Origin of the sequence: Exiguobacterium sp. s70 (genome assembly GCF_018618315.1) — a bacterium.
GTDB classification, from domain to species: domain Bacteria; phylum Bacillota; class Bacilli; order Exiguobacteriales; family Exiguobacteriaceae; genus Exiguobacterium; species Exiguobacterium chiriqhucha.
This window is the reverse complement of record NZ_JACSLV010000009.1, coordinates 25851-43676: the sequence shown is the minus strand read 5'-3', so window position 1 is coordinate 43676 and position 17826 is coordinate 25851. Positions and strand designations below refer to the sequence as shown.

Below are 17826 nucleotides of genomic sequence, written 5' to 3'. Positions count from 1 at the left end.
ATAGCTCTTTAAAAATGACGAAGCTTGCGCTTCATTCAAAAATTGTAAAACTTTTTTTGCCTCATCGTTCAGTTTTCAAAGTTCGTCTGTCGCTCATTGGCGACTCTTAAAATAATACAAGTCATCGACACAGTTGTCAACCACTTTTTTTATTCTTTTCCGCTGCCATCAGCGGCAACGTTTATTACTTTACCGCATCCCTAAATAGAACGCAAGACTTTTTGCAAAAGTTTTTCTAAAAAAGTTTTTAGTCTCTTTACACCGGCAACATTCTCCATAGAAAAACCTCTCGTCTGTAAGAACGAGAGGTTAAAATGATTCTTTACTGTTGGTGTCTCATCGTCGGGAACAATAGAACATCACGAATCGATGGTGCATTCGTCAACAACATGACGAGGCGATCGATTCCGATTCCAAGACCGCCCGTTGGCGGCATTCCGTATTCGAGTGCCTCAAGGAAATCGTTATCCAATTCATGGGCTTCGTCATTCCCTGCTTCTTTCTCAAGAAGTTGAGCTTCGAAACGCTCACGCTGATCAATCGGATCATTCAATTCCGTGAAGGCGTTAGCATGTTCACGACGAACGATGAACAATTCAAATCGATCCGTGAAGCGTGGATCTGTATCGTTCTTTTTCGCCAATGGCGATACTTCGACAGGGTGACCGGTGACAAACGTCGGTTGTAACAATGTTTCTTCGATTTTCTGCTCAAAGAATTCATTGACGATGTGACCGAATGTCATATGGTCTTGAATCTCGACACCGTGCTCTTTTGCAAGCGCACGTGCATCTTCATCAGACATCTGTTGCCAGAAATCGACGCCTGTTTCTTCTTTAACCAAGTCGACCATGTGCGCACGTTTCCAACCGACAGCCAAATGAATCGTATCTTCTCCATATTGAACGTCCGTCGTGCCAAGAACTTCTTGGGCTACGTGAGCTACGAGTTCTTCTGTCAAATCCATGATGTCATTATAGTCCGCATACGCTTCATACAATTCAATCATCGTGAACTCTGGGTTATGACGTGTTGAGATCCCTTCATTACGGAAGACACGGCCAATCTCATACACGCGCTCGAGACCACCGACAATCAAGCGCTTCAAATGAAGCTCGATGGCGATCCGCATATATAATTCCATATCAAGTGCATTATGGTGCGTCAAGAACGGACGGGCCGCCGCTCCACCTGCGATTGTATGCAACATCGGCGTTTCGACTTCCAAGTAACCGCGATGGTTCAAGAAATTCCGAATTTCCGAGATGATCCGGCTACGCAGAATAAACGTTTGACGCGAATCGTTATTCGTAATTAAATCCAAATAACGTTGACGATAGCGTTGCTCAACATCTTTTAAGCCATGATATTTATCAGGAAGCGGACGAAGTGCTTTTGTTAAGAGTTCGAACTCTTCAACATGAATCGACAATTCGCCGACGTTCGTCTTGAACAGCTTCCCTTTCACCCCGACGATGTCACCAAGGTCAGATGATTTGAATAAATCGAACGGTTCGTCACCTACGTCATTTTTACGCACGTAGATTTGGATTTGTCCTGTGACGTCTTGGATGTGGGCAAAGAAGACTTTCCCTTTTCCACGTTTCGTCATGATTCGTCCGGCAAGCGTCACTTCGACGTCTTGTTCGGCCAAGGCTTCTTTTTCAATTGCCTCATATTGTTCATGTAATTCACCGGCGTGGGCAGAACGTTCGAACCGACGTCCGAACGGGTCAAGCCCTTGTTCACGCATCTCGGTCATTTTTTCAAACCGAACCTGCATTTGGTCATTCATTTCCAACTCGTGACTCACTACTCCATTCACTCCTCTATACGTATTGGGGATGTCTAATAAAAAACTGTCAGCCTCACGGCCAACAGCACAGCCTAAACCGTTTGCTTGTGTGGTTCACTTTTTCGCCAAACAAGCTTACCACAAATCAATTTTTTTCACTAGTTCACACTTCTTGCATTTGTCGCTCGAGCTGTTCCACAAAATGATACAACACGATGCCAAAAGCATCTCGCGATTCCGTTTCGTTGATTTGCTTCCGAACCGGGCCGCTGCCTTTCAACCCTTTCAAGTACCACGCCGCATGTTGACGCATCTCGCGAACGGCCGTCACTTCTCCTTTGATGGCAATCAAGCGATCGAGGTGCAACATACAGATGTCGATTTTTTCACGCGCCGCTGGTTCTGGCGGAAGATCACCCGTCTCCAAATACTGCACCGTTTGATACAGCATCCATGGGTTACCAAGCGCTGCCCGCCCGATCATGACGGCATCGACACCATAGTGATCAATCGCATGTTTTGCTTCTTGAGGTGTCGAGATATCGCCGTTACCGATAATCGGAACCGTCGCAATCTTCTTGGCTTCGCCAATCCAATCCCAGTTTGCGGTTCCTTCATATTGTTGAGACCGCGTACGACCATGAATCGCAATCGCCGCCGCTCCTCCGGATTGAGCCGCCCGAACATTGTCGAGAATATAAATATGGTCTTCGTCCCAACCGAGGCGCATTTTGACCGTGACCGGCTTATCCACCGCATTAGAAACGGCGTTCACCATCTCGTAAACTTTGTCCGGGTCAAGCAACCATTTGGCACCCGCCTCACACTTCGTGACTTTTGGGACCGGGCAACCCATATTGATATCGATGATGTCCGCATTCGTGTTTTGATCTACGTACTGGGCCGCTCTGACGAGTGTGTCTTTCGAACCGCCGAAAATTTGAAGGCTGAGCGGCTTTTCCCGTTCATCGACGTACAGCATCCGGAGCGTTCTTGCGTTCTCCAATAAAATCCCTTTATCGCTGACCATTTCAGCACAGACGAGTCCCGCGCCAAATTCTTTAGCGATCAAACGAAACGCAGGGTTTGTCACTCCGGCCATCGGGGCAAGGACGGCGCGGTTCTTTATATCGATGTTACCAATTTTGAACCCTGACACTTCTCCACTTCCTTTGCTAACGTTAAACCGAGCTGACCAATGATTGTAACGGCCCCAGACGGACGACATCTTGTCGTTCCGACGCAGGAAGGGCTTCTAGCAACGCCCGCACCGTCATTCCCTTTACCTCGACCGCCGGAGCAATCTCCGCGAACGGGGCAAGGACAAAAGCGCGTTCATGCATCCGTGGATGCGGAACAGTTAACTGCTTCGATTGTATATCTTCGCTGTTATAGACCAAGATGTCAAGGTCGATTGTACGCGGTCCATTCTTGAATAGTCGTTCTCTCCCTAGGTCCCGTTCAATCTGTTGGAGTTGAAGCAAGGCTGCTTCCGCAGAAAGCGACGGCTCGACTTCGACGACCATATTATAGAAGGATGGCTGATCTGTGTATCCGACCGGTGCCGTCTCATATACGGATGACTCTTTCGTCACCTGAAGACCGTTTACCGCCATCGCTTGAATCGCTTCTGCCAGATAGTTGGCACGCTCCCCAATGTTCGAGCCCAGCGCTACGTACATCATACGTTCCGTCTCCGTGTCATCTCAATTGCGACTGAGTCATAATGACCCGGGATGGGCGGGTCCGGCTTGATCACTTTGACGGTGACGCTTTGAATCTTGTCGCTGTGGGCCAAAACAGCCGTCGTAATGCGCTCGCCTAGCGCCTCAAGTAGATTGACCGGCTCCCCGGTGACGATGTCTTCCGTCAATTGATAGAGACCGGCGTAGCTGACCCCGTCTGATAAATCATCCGATTGTCCAGCCGGCGCCAAATCCAACTCACACATCAAATCGATGTTAAACCGTTGACCGAGTCGATTCTCTTCTGCAAACACACCGTGATAGCCGTAAAAACGCATCCCATTCACAAACATCTTATCCAATTTGTCCGCCTCCCAGCATCGCGTCCATCATGAGTGACGCTCGTTTATTCTCTCGTACGTCATGGACCCGAATCCACGCACAGCCTTTCATGATGCCTAGACACGTCGTCGCCAGTGTCCCTTCCAGTCGTTCTTCGGTCGGTAAATCAAGCGCTTGCCCAATAAATGATTTCCGCGACGTTCCGAGTAACACCGGATAACCGAGGTTCGTGATCACGTCGAGTCGATTCATCAACTCCATGTTTTGCGCATAGTCTTTCGCAAAGCCGATTCCCGGGTCTAACCAAATCATCTCATCCGGCACACCGGCCGCTTGGGCGATTTCAATTGACTCATATAAGTCACCGACGACCTCCTCAATGAAATGGCCATAATTTCGATTGTCGCGATTGTGCATCAAGATGATGGGAACGTTAAACGCCCGTGCCACTTGTGCCATCGATTGATCGCCCCACTTCGAGCCCCAGACGTCATTGATGATATCTGCCCCGGCTTCTAATGCCGCCTTTGCCACCACCGGTTTGTACGTATCGATCGAGATGAGCACGTCGAGCTCTTGCTTCAGTTGACGAATGACAGGAACGACTCGCTCGATTTCTTCTTCCGCCGAGACGAACCGGGCTCCCGGACGTGTCGATTCCCCGCCGATATCAATCGCGTCCGCTCCGTCTTGAACGAGTTGCTTGGCGTGAGCGACCGCCTGTTCGAGCGCCGTATACCGTCCTCCGTCCGAAAACGAATCCGGTGTCACATTTAAAATTCCCATGATTTTTGTCATCGCGTTTCTTCCCTCTCAATCGCATGCAACAAGACAGACCAACATGCTTTAAATTTTGCCCCGTCTTTTCCTGGATAGCTGTTCCCGGCATAGTCTGTGACCGGAGCAATCTGTTGAACCGAATTGGTCAACCAAATCTCGTCTGCCTGTGTAAGTTCCGCAAACGTCACATCACGTTCCTTCACATCAAACGTATCCATCACCCAACGTCGCGTGACCCCAGCCAGAGGTCCCGTCGCGAGCGGCGTCGTCCAAAGTTGGTCAGCTTCGACCCAGAAGATATTCGAGACAAGCCCTTCTACGACATGTCCTGAGTCATCGGCGAACAGCCCTTCCGCCTCCCGATCAACGAGCATGCGCTTCCCTAATATATTGTTCATATAATGATGGGATTTTAAGCGGAATGAAGCTTCGGGCCGACTTCTCGGAAACGGGATGGCTTCCAACCGTTTTTCCGTGGGCTGGAACGATTCCGGTAACGGCTTGACGAGCAGTGTCACGTTTGGACGAGTGTAGCGTCCGTCGTAGAGTCCAAGTGGCGCCACCCCCGCGGACACGTTCAAGCGCACATACAGGTTCGGGGTCCCGTTTTGACGAACGACGTCTTGAATCGCCTGCTCCATCTCTTGTTTCGTATACGGTAAATCAATCCATAGTTCCGCTAAGCTCTTTTCGAGACGTTCCCAGTGAAGATCAAACAAGAACGGGATGCTATTGAACGTTCGAAACGTCTCGAATAGGCCCATCCCATATAAAAATCCGTGATCTTCCACCGGAATCGTTACTTCAGAGCTGCCCCGCAGTTCGCCGTTATGCCAAAGCCACATGACGATACACCTCGACGAAATTACGAATCATGTCTTTGCCGTGTTCTGTCAAAATCGCTTCCGGATGAAACTGGACCCCTTCAATCGGTAACGTTTCATGCCGGAGTGCCATAATTTCTCCTAGGCTCGTCTCGGCCGTGACTTTCAAGCACGACGGTAACGCATCTCGTTCGACCGCGAGCGAATGGTAGCGTGTCACGATTGTCTGTTGCGGGATGCCGTTAAACAGCGTGTTTCCGTCATGTTGAATCGCTGACGTCTTGCCATGCATGAGCCGCTCGGCATGGACGACTTTTCCGCCGAACGCTTGAGCAATCGCTTGATGTCCTAGACAAACGCCAAGAATCGGGATGCGACCGGCAAACGCCTGAATCGCATCGATGCTGATACCCGCCTCACTCGGTGTGCACGGACCAGGCGAAATGACGAGATAACTTGGGGCGAGCGCTTCAATTTCCTCGATCGTGATGTCATCGTTACGACGGACGACGAGTTGTTCACCGAGCTCCCCAAAGTATTGAACTAAATTGTATGTGAACGAGTCATAGTTATCGATGAGTAAAATCATACCGTCGCCTCCGTCATTTCTTTCGCCGTCCATAGCGCTTTCGCCTTGGAAAGTGATTCGGCGTACTCCGCTTCAGGATCCGAATCAATCACAATCCCGGCACCAGCCTGAACATGGGCGATTCCGTCCTTGACGACCATCGTCCGAATCGTGATGTTGAACACGAGGTCATCATCCCAACTAAGCCAGCCGTATGAGCCGGTATAAATCCCGCGTCGGACCGGTTCGAGTTCTTCGATGATTTCCATCGTCCGGATTTTCGGTGCCCCGGTGATGGTGCCGCCCGGGAACATCGCGCCGAGTGCTTCGGCTCCCGATATGCCGTCCCGCATCAAACCGCGCACGTTCGAGACGATATGTTGGACGTGCGAGTACTTCTCGATGACCATCAGCTCATCGACATGCACTGTCCCGTAAGCCGCGACTTTGCCCAAGTCGTTTCGTTCAAGGTCGACGAGCATGACGTGTTCGGCCCGCTCTTTCTCATTATCGAGCAGCGTCCGAGCCAGTTCCAGATCTTCCGCCTCATCTCGTCCTCGTGGTCTCGTCCCAGCAATCGGGCGGGTCGAGATGGCGGCGCCATGTTTCTCGAGCAACAGTTCCGGCGAAGCCGACACCATCGTGAGCGAATCGTCAACGAAATAACCCATATACGGTGAAGGGTTCACTTTCCGGAGCGTGTCGTAGATGTGACGCGGGTGTGCGAGTAGCGGTTCCGACTGCCGGACGCTCAAGTTCACTTGGAACACATCGCCCTCGACGATGTAGTCTTGAATCTTTTGCACCGCCGTCACGAAATTCTCTTGTGACAATGAACGTGAACGTTCGAGCGTTCCGCTCGCGACCTGTGGGAACGAATAGTGCGTCTCGGTGTGCCAGAGGGCGACAAAGCGATCGAGTTTCACTTCTAACTGATTGTCCGTCGTAACGAGCATATATAAAAGTGATTCTTCTTCATCGAAGACCGCTACTTCATCGAACAGCAAGAACGAGACGTCCGGTGTCGCCAAATCGTCTGCCGCTTGCCGCGGTAAACGTTCGAGCGTTCGGGCTACGTCATAGCTTACATAGCCGATCATCCCGCCAAAAAACGGGGGAGCGCCAGCTGGCCGCTCGGTGGCGTACCGGGTCCGGATTGTTTCGATGATGTCGAGCGGGTCACCGTAAAGTGTTTCCGTCGCCTCTGATGTCTCGAACGTTCCGACCCCATCTTTCACGTGAAGCGTAGCGAACGGTTCAATCCCGGCCATTGTATAGCGGCCGACGCGTCCGCTCTCTAACCACGCATAATGCTTCTTCCCTTCCGTCAATGTCATATATGTGTCGTACATCTTCTCTTTTGTCATACTCATGGTTTTGAACGCTGTTTGTCTCACGCCACATTCCCCCGTTCCACTGATTCATGCCTCTAATTGTACACAAGAAAAGGCAGTTACCGAAAGAAGTTGTCTCCCGGTAACTGCCGTTTGTTTACGAGCGTACGCTATCTGATTCTTCATCGAATTGATAGAGCGGTGTGCTGAGGTAGCGTTCTCCGTTTGACGGGATGATTGCCAGCACGTTTTTCCCTTTGCCGAGACGTTTTGCCGTATCGACAGCCGCTGCAATCGCCGCCCCAGATGAGATGCCTCCGAGCACGCCGTTCGTTTTGGCCGCAAGACGTGCGTATTCGAACGCCTGATCGGTCGTGATTTGAAGGACACCTTCATAAATCTCCGTATCTAGAATCGACGGGATGAACCCGGCCCCGATTCCTTGGATTTTATGCGGGCCTGGTTTACCACCCGACAAGACCGGTGAATCGACCGGTTCGACCGCTAGGATTTGAACGTTCGGATAGTGGGCTTTCAACACTTTACCCGCTCCCGTGATTGTTCCACCTGTCCCGACGCCGGCGATGAACGCATCGACTTGAAGGCCTGACGCATCGAACGCGTCGACGATTTCAGGTCCCGTCGTCATCTCGTGCACGTTCGGGTTAGCTTCATTGTTAAACTGCTGCGGGAGGAAATAACCGTTTTGTTCAGCCTCTTCCGTCGCACGGCGAATCGCTCCGCCCATCCCTTCAGGACCCGGCGTCAAAATGAGTTCGGCACCGTAGCCACGAAGCAAATTGCGACGTTCCATGCTCATCGTTTCCGGCATGACCAAAATCGCTTTATAGCCCTTGGCCGCACTGACCATGGCGAGACCGATTCCCGTGTTCCCACTGGTCGGTTCGATAATCGTATCTCCTGGTTTCAAGACCCCTTCTCGTTCCGCCGCTTCAATCATAGCGAGCGCAATCCGGTCTTTTACGCTAGAGCCCGGGTTCATATACTCCAATTTCAAGTAAACCGTGGCATCTTCAGCGCCAGTCAATCCATTCAACTTCACAATCGGTGTCTTTCCAATCAAGTCTGTTACTGAATCTACGATACGCATTTCATTTCCTCCTCCATAATTCCGACTATTCCGATATTGTAATCATACCCTATCAGATTCAAAATATGCAATTTGGAGTAAAGCGGTCAGCGTGCTTGTTGTTTCATCGTTTCTAATTGTTCCGCCGAGAAGTGGTATTTCTCGCCGCAGAAGTGACAAACCGCTTCAGCGCCACCATCCTCTTCAATCATGTGACGAATCTCTTCGGCACCGAGCCCGATAATCGCGCTTTCCATACGGTCGCGGCCACATGTGCAATTGAATTGGACCGGCTTTTGATCCAACACTTCGAGGCTGTCGCCAAGGAGCATATGGAGCATTTCTTCCGGTGTTTTCTCTTCACCGATGAGGACCGACACTGGCGGGAACGTCTTGAGCGCCTGTTCAAGCGCTTGAATCGTCTCTTCTGACGCATCCGGCATCAATTGAACGATAATGCCACCGGCCGCAAGAATCGATTCATCTTCTGGAAGGACGAGCACACCCGCACCGACGACTGACGGTACTTGTTCTGACGTCGCAAAGTAGTACGTGAAGTCTTCGCTAATCTCACCCGTTTGAATCTCAGACGAGCCGCCGACAAAGTCTTTCAAACCGAGGTCTTTAATGACCGAGATCGTCCCGCGTCCGACGGCTTCACCGACTTTCAACTTCGTCAAACCGTGATCATTCACAAACGTGCCGCCTTCGACACGAGGATGTGACACGTAACCGCGCACGTCTCCCGCCGTATCGGCATCGACGATGATTTTCCCGATCGGTCCATCGCCTTCGACTTTGAGCGTCACGCGAGCGGCGCCTTTTTGCATCGCACCGATCATCGTCCCGATCGTCATCGTGCGCCCGAGCGCTGCTGAAGCGACCGGTGTCGTCTGGTGACGGAGTTGCGTTTCAAAGATTGTTTTCGTCGTCCGGACGGCAAACGCGCGGACTTCCCCGTTGAACCCGAGGGCACGGACAAGGTAATCGGCTTTCATTTGGTCAAGTAATGCTTGTTGTTCTGGTTGAATCATATCGAGTAACTCCTTTAAGTTTATTTCTGGTTGCGCTCATAGATGAGACGAAGCCCATCGAGCGTCAAAAATGAATCGACGACATCAATCGTCTCTGCATGCTCGCTAATCAAACGCGCGAGACCGCCCGTGGCGATCACGGTCGCTTCTCCGACTTCACGCTTCATACGACCGACAATGCCATCGACTTGTGCGACATAGCCGTAATACGTCCCGGACTGCATCGCTTGAATTGTATTTTTCCCAACGACCGTAGGCGGTGTCGCGAGCTCGATGCGCGGCAGCTTGGCCGCCCGTTGATAGAGCGCCTCGACCGAAATCATGATCCCCGGTGAAATGATGCCTCCGTGATAACGGCGGTTCTCATCAATATAGCAGTACGTCGTCGCCGTTCCGAAATCGACGATGATGAGCGGTCCATCATACTTGGCGATTCCAGCGACCGCGTTGACGATGCGGTCCGCTCCGACTTCACGCGGATTATCAACATGAATGTCGAGACCGGTTTTCACGCCGGGACCGACGACAATCGGTCGGACGTTAAAGTAACGCTGCGACATCTGCTCGAGCGGAAAGATGACCGGTGGAACGACCGAAGACAGAATCACACCGTCAATCTGATCGAATGAGACGTTCGAATGATCGAACAGCGATTTCACGAGCATGCCGTATTCATCGGTCGTTTTCGTGCGGTCTGTCGAGATGCGCCAATGATGGACGAGTGTCTCGCCGTCATACATCCCAAGGACAATATTTGTATTCCCAACATCAATCACTAAAATCATGATAGCGTTCCTCACTTTGTTGTCAATTACAGTTCGCTCGAATTATAACACGAAAAAAGACGAATGCCTTGTTTAGGGCATTCGTCTCTTACACTTACCGTGATTCGTTGTTCGGGCGTTCCGTCGGTGTCGCTTCCGGCTTATCGCCTTCAGGGACAACATCCGGCTTCGCTTCTTGAACGACTCCAGGCTGATCGATGACTTGTCCGTGCTTGACGGCCGCCTCATCTTTCTTCGCTTCGTCGTTTGCATCATTTTTCGATGGTTCAGACGGCTCTTCCGGTTCGTGCGGAAGATATTCGCGCGTCTTAATCAAGTGACGAATCTGTTTCGAATCGAGCGTCTCGACTTCGAGCAACGTCTTCGCGACGAGTTCGAGATCGTCTCTACGATCCGTCAAGATTTGTTTCGCTTTCGCGTAACAACGGTTGATGATATCACGAATCTCGAGGTCGATGTCTTGTGCAATCGCATCCGAGTAGTTCTGTTCCGTTTGGAAGTCACGGCCGAGGAAGACTTGTCCACCATGGTTCGACCCAAGTTGGAGCGGCCCGAGCTTGTCGCTCATCCCGTAATCCATGACCATCTTCCGGGCGATACCAGTCGCACGTTGGAAATCATTGCTTGCTCCTGTTGAAACTTCACCGAAGATGACGTCTTCCGCCACACGGCCCCCGAGGAGACCGACGATTTTATCTTCAAGCTCAGGTTTCGTCATGAAGTAGCGATCTTCTTTTGGAAGCATGACGACATAGCCGCCTGCGTTACCGCGAGGAACAATCGTCACTTTATGCACTTCATCTGCATTCTCAAGTTCAATCCCGATAATCGTATGACCCGCTTCATGATAGGCGACGATTTGTCGTTCTTTCTCCGAGATGACACGGCTCTTCTTAGAAGGACCAGCGATGACGCGGTCAATCGCTTCCTCGACATCCACGACTGATACCGCTGAACGGTCAGATCGGGCTGCGACGAGCGCTGCTTCGTTCAATAAGTTTTCAAGGTCAGCACCCGAGAATCCAGGTGTCCGCTGCGCGATCGACTTCAAGTCAACTGTCGAATCGAGCGGTTTGTTGCGGGCGTGAACTTTGAGGACTGCTTCACGGCCTTTTACATCCGGACGGTCGACCGTAATTTGACGGTCAAATCGACCTGGGCGAAGAAGGGCCGGGTCAAGAATGTCCGGACGGTTCGTCGCGGCAATCATGATGATTCCTTCGTTGTCACTGAATCCATCCATCTCGACAAGAAGTTGGTTAAGCGTTTGTTCACGCTCGTCATGTCCACCACCGAGGCCAGCGCCACGTTGACGTCCGACCGCATCGATTTCATCGATAAAGATGATACACGGTGCATTCTTTTTCGCATTCTCGAACAAGTCACGTACACGTGACGCCCCGACACCGACGAACATTTCGACGAAGTCAGAACCTGAGATTGAGAAGAACGGTACACCGGCTTCTCCTGCAGCTGCACGAGCGAGCAATGTTTTACCTGTTCCCGGAGGACCGACAAGCAAGACACCTTTCGGAATCCGTGCCCCGAGTTTCGAGAACTTACGTGGGTCTTTCAAGAATTCAACGACTTCGATGAGCTCTTGCTTCTCTTCATCTGCTCCGGCAACGTCTTCAAACGTCACACGACGCTTCTCTTGATCGTATAATTTCGCCTTCGATTTCCCGAAGTTCATCACACGACCACCACCACCGCCACCTTGGGCTTGGTTGAGCAAGAAGAAGAATAAGATGAAGATGATGATGAACGGTAAGATCGCGAATACGATGCTGAACCAGCTACCACTCGACTCTGCTTCTTCGATTTGGATGTCGGTATCCGCGCGAAGTGACGAGAGCACTTCGGCGTATTCGGCCTCGTTGGCCGGGATATTCGTTTCAAAACGCTGATCTTCGTCTCCTGTTAGATCTCCTGTAATTGAGATGGCTCCCGGAATTTCTTGTACGGTTGCCGTTTCAATCCGACCTTCTTCCACATATTCCAAGAACTTCGAATACGTAAGCGTCTCGCTCTGGCTATTCGGGTTTTGTAAATATTGAAGGAACAAGATCAAGGCTAGGAAAATCACACCGAAAACTAAGGTGTTTTTCACTGCACGATTCATTCTCTGCCTCCTATTCCGAGAAACGATGTTCTCGCCCATTCAGTATATGTGTATACTTTGGGTATTTCTTTTATCTTAACACGACGCATTTTCAAAAGAAAAACGTTAGCCCCCGTAAATGCTCGGCTTGAGCACACCGACGTACGGAAGGTTACGATATTTCTCTTCGTAATCGAGACCATAGCCGACAACAAACTCGTGCGGAATAACGAAACCGCTATAATCTGCCGACAATCCGTTCTTGCGGCCCGTCGGTTTATCGAGAAGCGTCACGATTTTAACCGATTTGGCTTTGCGGTACTTGAGCAGGTCGACGAGATAGCCGAGCGTGAGTCCACTATCAATGATATCTTCTACAATCAAGATGTCGCGTCCTTCTACAGATGTATTTAAATCTTTCTCAATTTTAACTTCACCCGTCGATGACGTTCCGCCATGGTACGTCGACACGTCCATGAAATCCATTTCTAAATGGATGTCCATTTCTTTGACGAGGTCTGACATGAATGGCATCGCACCTTTTAACACGCAGACGAGGAGTGGAAACTCTTCTTTATATTCTTCGCTAAGTGTTGTAGCGAGTTCTTTCACTTTACCTTGAATCTCTTCGCTTGAAATCAGTACTTTCTCCATATCGTTCATTAATGACATCTTAAAATCCTCCTCTTTCTTATCCGACACAATCATCATTTTACCATTAATCGTGGGCACATCGCACCCGACTTATCCGGAAAATCGGAAACTCTTACCCCTACTATAGCGATAATCCGTCCCGTTGCGTCAACTACCAATGGGACAAAAGGCCGTTTTTCTCGCGGAATCTTCGCGTCAATGAAGATGCGGGCGACTTTTTTCGTCCCGATGGACAGTTTCATCGCGTCCCCAGCCTCGACAGAGCGGATGATCAACGGCAACTCGATCGCCTCGAGCGGGATGCCGTCCGTATCATCCTCAACGTCTAGTGAGAATAATGAAGTCCCGAACACTACATGCGCTGGGAAGGTCGTTACCACTTGTTTGTGTGGGGCTAGGAGCGATTGACCAGTTGCCTGTAACGATAAGAGCCCGTCTTGTTTCCGCAGGCCCCATGACCCCTCTAAGTCGAAGTGGCCAGAACCTTGGGCACTCGTTAACAGACGGTCGATCGCGGTCCCCACCTCTACCCCGTAGCGCATTGATAGCAGGCGCCCGACGGTGTATCGTTCGACAGGATTTAGACACATCAAGTTATCCGATTTCACGTGAAACGCTTTCATCTCGAGTCGCACGTTGTCCTGGATCCAATTCTCCATCTGTCGGTAGCGGGTCCGCCACAATTCGCGTTGATGCCGAGCTGTTTCGCTCACAACTTGAACAAGATCCGGTTGCGACGCGAGGAGCTGGGGCACGATCTGATGCCGCACTTGATTGCGCAAATATTCGGTCGTGGCGTTGCTCGCATCTTCTCTCCATTCAAGTCCGTATCGTTTGGCATAGGCAATCAGTTCCCGCTTCGGTTCCGATAAGAGCGGACGAACGAGTTCTCCTCCTGCGAACGGACGACGCTCAGGAATCCCCGTCACTTCGACGACGTTACGCTGCAGTTGAATGAGGACGGTCTCGAGTTGGTCATCCGCGTGATGGGCCGTCATCAGTTGTGTATAGTCGAACTTCTGCATAACCTGTTCAAAGAACGCATATCGTGCCGTCCGGTAACTCGCCTGCGAACCGCCGTTCGGGAAAGCGAGCCGTTTGCCATGAAATGGCACGTCGTACTTGTCGGCCAAACGTCGCACAAATTCATACTCTTCATCCGACTCGGGACGCAGTCCATGATGGACATGGGCCACGCCCACTTCCATACCGTTCCGAATGACCCGATCCAACAAGACGACCGAATCGATTCCACCGGACACGGCAACCAATACTCTCGTCATCCGTCCGCCTCCTTGATATAACAAAAGAAGCCATCTCGAGTGAGATGGCTTCTTTTCGCTTAGGTAAGTGACCCGTACGGGATTCGAACCCGTGTTACCGCCGTGAAAGGGCGGTGTCTTAACCGCTTGACCAACGGGCCTAAATAAAATGGTAGCGGCGGAGGGAGTCGAACCCACGACCTCACGGGTATGAACCGTACGCTCTAGCCAGCTGAGCTACACCGCCATGTTATTGTTGTGTCCTAAGCACATTTTCTATAATAACCAGTACCCACGCCAGTGTCAATTCTTTTTTAAAAGTTTTTTTACAAAAAAATCGTGTATAGTGTCGTCTTATCCACTATACACGATTTTCAGTTCGTTGTGCATCACGCTTCTGACGTCGTCAGCCGATATTTTTTCTTCCAAGCGATGCGGAAATATCCCCATAGCAGGAAGAAGCAAGCGGTTGAGACGAACGCCAAATAGATGATTGCTTGTTGCAGGTAGCTCCAGCCGTCCGCTGACAAGATTTCTTTATAGCCCGATACGGTGTATGTCATCGGCAACCAGGCGTTAAACGGTTGGAGGGCGCTCGGAATCAGTTCGAGCGGGAACGTTCCAGCCGACGTCGTCAATTGAAGGATCAATAAGACGATGGCGACGAAACGGCCCGGATTTCCGAGCGTCGTGACGAGTAGCTGCACGATTAAGAGGAACGTGATGCTGACGAGCCAACTGAATCCGAAGAACTGGAGCGGCGCCTCGACTTCAAGTCCGAGCAACATGACCATCGCCACATCCAAGACGAGCGCTTGAATAAATCCGATAACGAGCAACACACCTGATTTTGAGACGAGCCATGACAGGCTGCGTTTCGGTTTTCCAGCCGGATCGTACAGCGGATAGACGATCGAGAGCAAGAGCGCCCCGACGAATAGTCCGAGTGACATGAAGTACGGTGCAAAACCCGTTCCGTAGTTCGGGACTTTGTGAATCGATTCGTTGACGACCGTGACCGGTCCGGCCATCATGTCGACGTTATCGTCTCGGATGTCGATCGCGGCCGCTTCGGCCCCATCGGCGAGCGCGTCCCGTAACTTGCTGTTACCAGCCGCAAGTTCGGACACTCCGTCTGCGAGCTGGTCGCTACCTGACTGGAGATCTTTACCGCCCTCTGCCAAACGTACAGCCCCGTTCGCGAGTGTATTCGTGCCCGCGCCGGCGCTCTTCGCCCCGTCCGCGAGTTTCGAACTCCCCTCTGACAAGGCCCCCGTCGCCTCGGTCAACTGCGTACTGCCGGACGCGAGTTCGGCGGTCCCGTCTTTCAACGCTCCGACGCCGGCGTTTAAGCGATTGCTTGCCGAAGCCAACTCTTTCGAACTCACGGCTGCCGTTTGCGCCCCTTGTTCCACTTGTGTCGACCCATCCGCCAACGCCTGTGCCCCGCTTGCGAGCTCGGCTTGTCCGTCACGTAACGTCACCAGTCCCGAAGCGAGTTCATTGGCACCAGCCTCTGCTTGCGTCAATCCGTCACCGAGCGCGGCCTGTCCTTCTTTCACACGCGTCGCTCCCGTGGATAGTGCATCGAATCCAGCGGCCGTCGCTGTTTGACCTTCCGCCAATTGGGCCACAATCGCCTGTAGCATCTCTGGTGAAGCAGGTTGCCCTGCCTCGACGAGTGCTGACAGCTGGGTCATCAACTGATCTTGACTGGCCAACATTTCTGTCTTCATCTGACCGATTCCGGCCACGAGTTCCGTCTCTCCTGCCATCAAGGCGGCATTTCCTTCTTTCGCCGCCGTCATCGCGGCCGCCAATTCATTTGAACCGGCACTCAATTGCTCACTGCCGTCCTTCGAACGCTGAATCCCGGCCGCGAGTTGTTGAACGCCTTGATTGAGAGAAGCCGTCCCGCTGTGCAATTCCTCCAACTTCGAGGCGAACGTGTCTGTCCCTTCGACAAGTTGGCTCGTTCCGTCTTGAAGGGCAGACGCCCCTTCATTCACTTGACGTGCCCCGTCTGATAAGGCGGCGCTACCTGCATAAACTTGCTGGCTTCCCTTCGCCAATTCCGTCGTCCCTGTCTCGAGTTGGGCCACACCTTCATTCAACCGACTCGCCCCGTCAGCCAATTCTTGTTGTTTTGAAGCGAGCAATGCGGTCCCGTCGGCCAATTGGGTCGCCCCCTGTTCGGCCGTCTGCGATCCATCTGCTAGTTTTCCCGCCCCAGCCGCCGCTTCATCGAGTCCAGCAGCGGCATCTTGAATTCCGTCACGCATCGCACTGACGTACTGTTTCGCGACTTCGGTCGACAGTTCACCTTTCACTTGCTCCATCGCGGAACCGCCGATTTGAGCCGCTAAAAAGTTATACGATTCATTGGCAATATATTTGAGTTCGAGCTTCTCAGGTTGTTCGCTGAGCGCCGTCGTCGCTTTTTCTGAGAAGTTTGCCGGAATCTCAATCGCCATGTAATAGTCATGATCGTTCAACCCTGACTCGGCTTCTTGTTTCGTCGTCTCGATAAATTCGAACGCCTCAGACGTCTTTAACTTCTCAACGAGTTCGTCCCCGACGGCAAGTTGCTCCCCGTCGAACGTCGCTCCCTGGTCTTCGTTCACGATCGCCACCGGCAAGTCTTTCATCTGTCCATACGGATCCCAAAACGCCCATAAGAACATCCCGGCATACATGAGCGGCACGAGTGCGACCGCGAGAATCGGGACCCAGACCCGAGGATTCTTCCCGATGCTTCTCCATTCCGCCAACCACAGTTTCCATCCATTCATTTTCATTCTCACCTTTCACTTATAAAACATAACTATTTTTTCATGTTCCCTATTGTGCTCGCTTCCTCGAAAAAATGCAACCCTTTTTAGTTATTTTTCATAACAAAAAAGAATCAAAAAAAAAACCACAGACTATAAAAGTCTGTGGTTCGTCGTCTTCTTGAGGAAGACCGTCTATCGTTACGAGTAGAAGCTGATGGTTTACGAAGGGTTACCCGCGCTTGGCTCCACGTCCACCGCGTTTTGAGTCGGTTTGACGTTTTAACGTCGTCAAGCGCTCGTCGCTGTCTTTCAAGAACTTGCTCATCAACGTATCGAACGTTTCTGGTTCACGGCGTACTTCACGACGTCCGCCGCCACCACCACGTGGACCGCCACCGCGTGGACCGCCGCCACCGCGTGGGCCACCTTGTCCTGGACCACCTGGGCGTGGGCCGCCTTGACCCGGGCCGCCTGGGCGTGGGCCACGAGAGAAACGCTCGCCGGCTGGACGCTCTGGACGTTCACTGACAGGGCGATCGACGGCCTTTTTGATAGACAACCCGATTTTGCCATCTGTTTCGACGTTCAAGATTTTGACCGTCACTTCTTGACCGACCGTTAGCACTTCATTGATGTCTTTGACGTAAGAATCTGCCACTTCACTGATGTGCACCAAACCCGTTTTGCCATTTGGAAGTTCTACGAACGCTCCGAAATGCGTAATCCCTGTAACCTTACCTTGTACCTTGCTTCCTACTTCAATTGACATAAAATAATGTACTCCTTTTTTTGATTGAT

General features: G+C 51.6%; 16 protein-coding genes and 2 tRNA genes. All 18 read right to left on the bottom strand.

Annotation, left to right across the window (positions count from 1 at the left end):
* Nucleotides 1-322 precede the first annotated feature (322 nt).
* The 18 genes from lysS to KNP84_RS14685 all read right to left on the bottom strand — a co-directional run bounded on the left by lysS (nucleotide 323) and on the right by KNP84_RS14685 (nucleotide 17797).
* Nucleotides 323-1813: a lysine--tRNA ligase gene (gene lysS, locus KNP84_RS14770; RefSeq protein WP_029594415.1), complete on the bottom strand. Its 1491-nt coding sequence runs from the start codon at nucleotides 1811-1813 to the stop codon at nucleotides 323-325.
* A 145-nt stretch (nucleotides 1814-1958) separates the two neighbouring features.
* On the bottom strand, nucleotides 1959-2897 hold the full coding sequence (gene dusB, locus KNP84_RS14765; RefSeq protein ID WP_051627769.1) for a tRNA dihydrouridine synthase DusB: 939 nt from the start codon (nucleotides 2895-2897) through the stop codon (nucleotides 1959-1961).
* A gap of 79 nt (nucleotides 2898-2976) precedes the next feature.
* Nucleotides 2977-3480 (bottom strand): 2-amino-4-hydroxy-6-hydroxymethyldihydropteridine diphosphokinase, encoded by a 504-nt coding sequence (gene folK / locus KNP84_RS14760; RefSeq protein ID WP_021068198.1) that lies wholly within the window; start codon nucleotides 3478-3480, stop codon nucleotides 2977-2979.
* Nucleotides 3477-3842 carry a dihydroneopterin aldolase gene (gene folB, locus KNP84_RS14755; protein WP_021068197.1) on the bottom strand — a complete coding sequence of 122 codons (366 nt, stop codon included), beginning with the start codon at nucleotides 3840-3842 and terminating at the stop codon, nucleotides 3477-3479. Before folB ends, folK begins: the two co-directional genes overlap by 4 nt.
* A complete protein-coding gene (gene folP, locus KNP84_RS14750; protein WP_021068196.1) occupies nucleotides 3835-4620 on the bottom strand; it encodes a dihydropteroate synthase in 786 nt (261 codons plus the stop codon). Before folP ends, folB begins: the two co-directional genes overlap by 8 nt.
* A complete protein-coding gene (locus KNP84_RS14745) occupies nucleotides 4617-5447 on the bottom strand; it encodes an aminotransferase class IV (protein ID WP_215115049.1) in 831 nt (276 codons plus the stop codon). The genes folP and KNP84_RS14745 overlap by 4 nt, the downstream gene beginning before the upstream one ends.
* Nucleotides 5431-6015: an aminodeoxychorismate/anthranilate synthase component II gene (pabA, locus tag KNP84_RS14740; protein WP_029594412.1), complete on the bottom strand. Its 585-nt coding sequence runs from the start codon at nucleotides 6013-6015 to the stop codon at nucleotides 5431-5433. Before pabA ends, KNP84_RS14745 begins: the two co-directional genes overlap by 17 nt.
* On the bottom strand, nucleotides 6012-7367 hold the full coding sequence (locus tag KNP84_RS14735) for an anthranilate synthase component I family protein (protein ID WP_251131264.1): 1356 nt from the start codon (nucleotides 7365-7367) through the stop codon (nucleotides 6012-6014). Before KNP84_RS14735 ends, pabA begins: the two co-directional genes overlap by 4 nt.
* 118 nt (nucleotides 7368-7485) lie before the next feature.
* Complete coding sequence (cysK, locus tag KNP84_RS14730; protein WP_021068192.1) at nucleotides 7486-8439, bottom strand: cysteine synthase A; 954 nt, start codon at nucleotides 8437-8439, stop codon at nucleotides 7486-7488.
* 86 nt (nucleotides 8440-8525) lie between these two features.
* On the bottom strand, nucleotides 8526-9452 hold the full coding sequence (gene hslO / locus KNP84_RS14725) for an Hsp33 family molecular chaperone HslO (RefSeq protein WP_051627654.1): 927 nt from the start codon (nucleotides 9450-9452) through the stop codon (nucleotides 8526-8528).
* A gap of 20 nt (nucleotides 9453-9472) precedes the next feature.
* The gene (locus KNP84_RS14720; protein ID WP_021068190.1) at nucleotides 9473-10237 is read right to left on the bottom strand and encodes a type III pantothenate kinase; all 765 of its coding nucleotides are present in this window, start codon (nucleotides 10235-10237) and stop codon (nucleotides 9473-9475) included.
* A gap of 94 nt (nucleotides 10238-10331) precedes the next feature.
* The gene (ftsH, locus tag KNP84_RS14715; protein ID WP_215115047.1) at nucleotides 10332-12359 is read right to left on the bottom strand and encodes an ATP-dependent zinc metalloprotease FtsH; all 2028 of its coding nucleotides are present in this window, start codon (nucleotides 12357-12359) and stop codon (nucleotides 10332-10334) included.
* A gap of 105 nt (nucleotides 12360-12464) precedes the next feature.
* A complete protein-coding gene (hpt, locus tag KNP84_RS14710; RefSeq protein WP_021068188.1) occupies nucleotides 12465-13010 on the bottom strand; it encodes a hypoxanthine phosphoribosyltransferase in 546 nt (181 codons plus the stop codon).
* A gap of 35 nt (nucleotides 13011-13045) precedes the next feature.
* On the bottom strand, nucleotides 13046-14275 hold the full coding sequence (gene tilS / locus KNP84_RS14705) for a tRNA lysidine(34) synthetase TilS (protein WP_058765137.1): 1230 nt from the start codon (nucleotides 14273-14275) through the stop codon (nucleotides 13046-13048).
* 68 nt (nucleotides 14276-14343) lie between these two features.
* Nucleotides 14344-14415, bottom strand: a tRNA-Glu gene (locus KNP84_RS14700).
* A 9-nt stretch (nucleotides 14416-14424) separates the two neighbouring features.
* Nucleotides 14425-14501: transfer RNA gene (locus tag KNP84_RS14695), tRNA-Met, on the bottom strand.
* A 142-nt stretch (nucleotides 14502-14643) separates the two neighbouring features.
* Nucleotides 14644-17046: a YhgE/Pip domain-containing protein gene (locus KNP84_RS14690; protein ID WP_214803862.1), complete on the bottom strand. Its 2403-nt coding sequence runs from the start codon at nucleotides 17044-17046 to the stop codon at nucleotides 14644-14646.
* 211 nt (nucleotides 17047-17257) lie between these two features.
* Complete coding sequence (locus tag KNP84_RS14685; protein WP_021065739.1) at nucleotides 17258-17797, bottom strand: S1 domain-containing RNA-binding protein; 540 nt, start codon at nucleotides 17795-17797, stop codon at nucleotides 17258-17260.
* Nucleotides 17798-17826 lie beyond the last annotated feature (29 nt).

Excerpts from the sequence above, each read along its gene's own strand:
- dusB (WP_051627769.1), bottom strand. The coding sequence starts at position 2,897 with ATGGCCGGAGTGACAAACCCTGCGTTTCGTTTGATCGCTAAAGAATTT.
- folK (WP_021068198.1), bottom strand. The coding sequence starts at position 3,480 with ATGATGTACGTAGCGCTGGGCTCGAACATTGGGGAGCGTGCCAACTAT.
- folP (WP_021068196.1), bottom strand. The coding sequence starts at position 4,620 with ATGACAAAAATCATGGGAATTTTAAATGTGACACCGGATTCGTTTTCG.
- KNP84_RS14745 (WP_215115049.1), bottom strand. The coding sequence starts at position 5,447 with ATGTGGCTTTGGCATAACGGCGAACTGCGGGGCAGCTCTGAAGTAACG.
- pabA (WP_029594412.1), bottom strand. The coding sequence starts at position 6,015 with ATGATTTTACTCATCGATAACTATGACTCGTTCACATACAATTTAGTT.
- KNP84_RS14735 (WP_251131264.1), bottom strand. The coding sequence starts at position 7,367 with ATGAGTATGACAAAAGAGAAGATGTACGACACATATATGACATTGACG.
- cysK (WP_021068192.1), bottom strand. The coding sequence starts at position 8,439 with ATGCGTATCGTAGATTCAGTAACAGACTTGATTGGAAAGACACCGATT.
- hslO (WP_051627654.1), bottom strand. The coding sequence starts at position 9,452 with ATGATTCAACCAGAACAACAAGCATTACTTGACCAAATGAAAGCCGAT.
- KNP84_RS14720 (WP_021068190.1), bottom strand. The coding sequence starts at position 10,237 with ATGATTTTAGTGATTGATGTTGGGAATACAAATATTGTCCTTGGGATG.
- ftsH (WP_215115047.1), bottom strand. The coding sequence starts at position 12,359 with ATGAATCGTGCAGTGAAAAACACCTTAGTTTTCGGTGTGATTTTCCTA.
- hpt (WP_021068188.1), bottom strand. The coding sequence starts at position 13,010 with ATGTCATTAATGAACGATATGGAGAAAGTACTGATTTCAAGCGAAGAG.
- tilS (WP_058765137.1), bottom strand. The coding sequence starts at position 14,275 with ATGACGAGAGTATTGGTTGCCGTGTCCGGTGGAATCGATTCGGTCGTC.
- KNP84_RS14690 (WP_214803862.1), bottom strand. The coding sequence starts at position 17,046 with ATGAATGGATGGAAACTGTGGTTGGCGGAATGGAGAAGCATCGGGAAG.
- KNP84_RS14685 (WP_021065739.1), bottom strand. The coding sequence starts at position 17,797 with ATGTCAATTGAAGTAGGAAGCAAGGTACAAGGTAAGGTTACAGGGATT.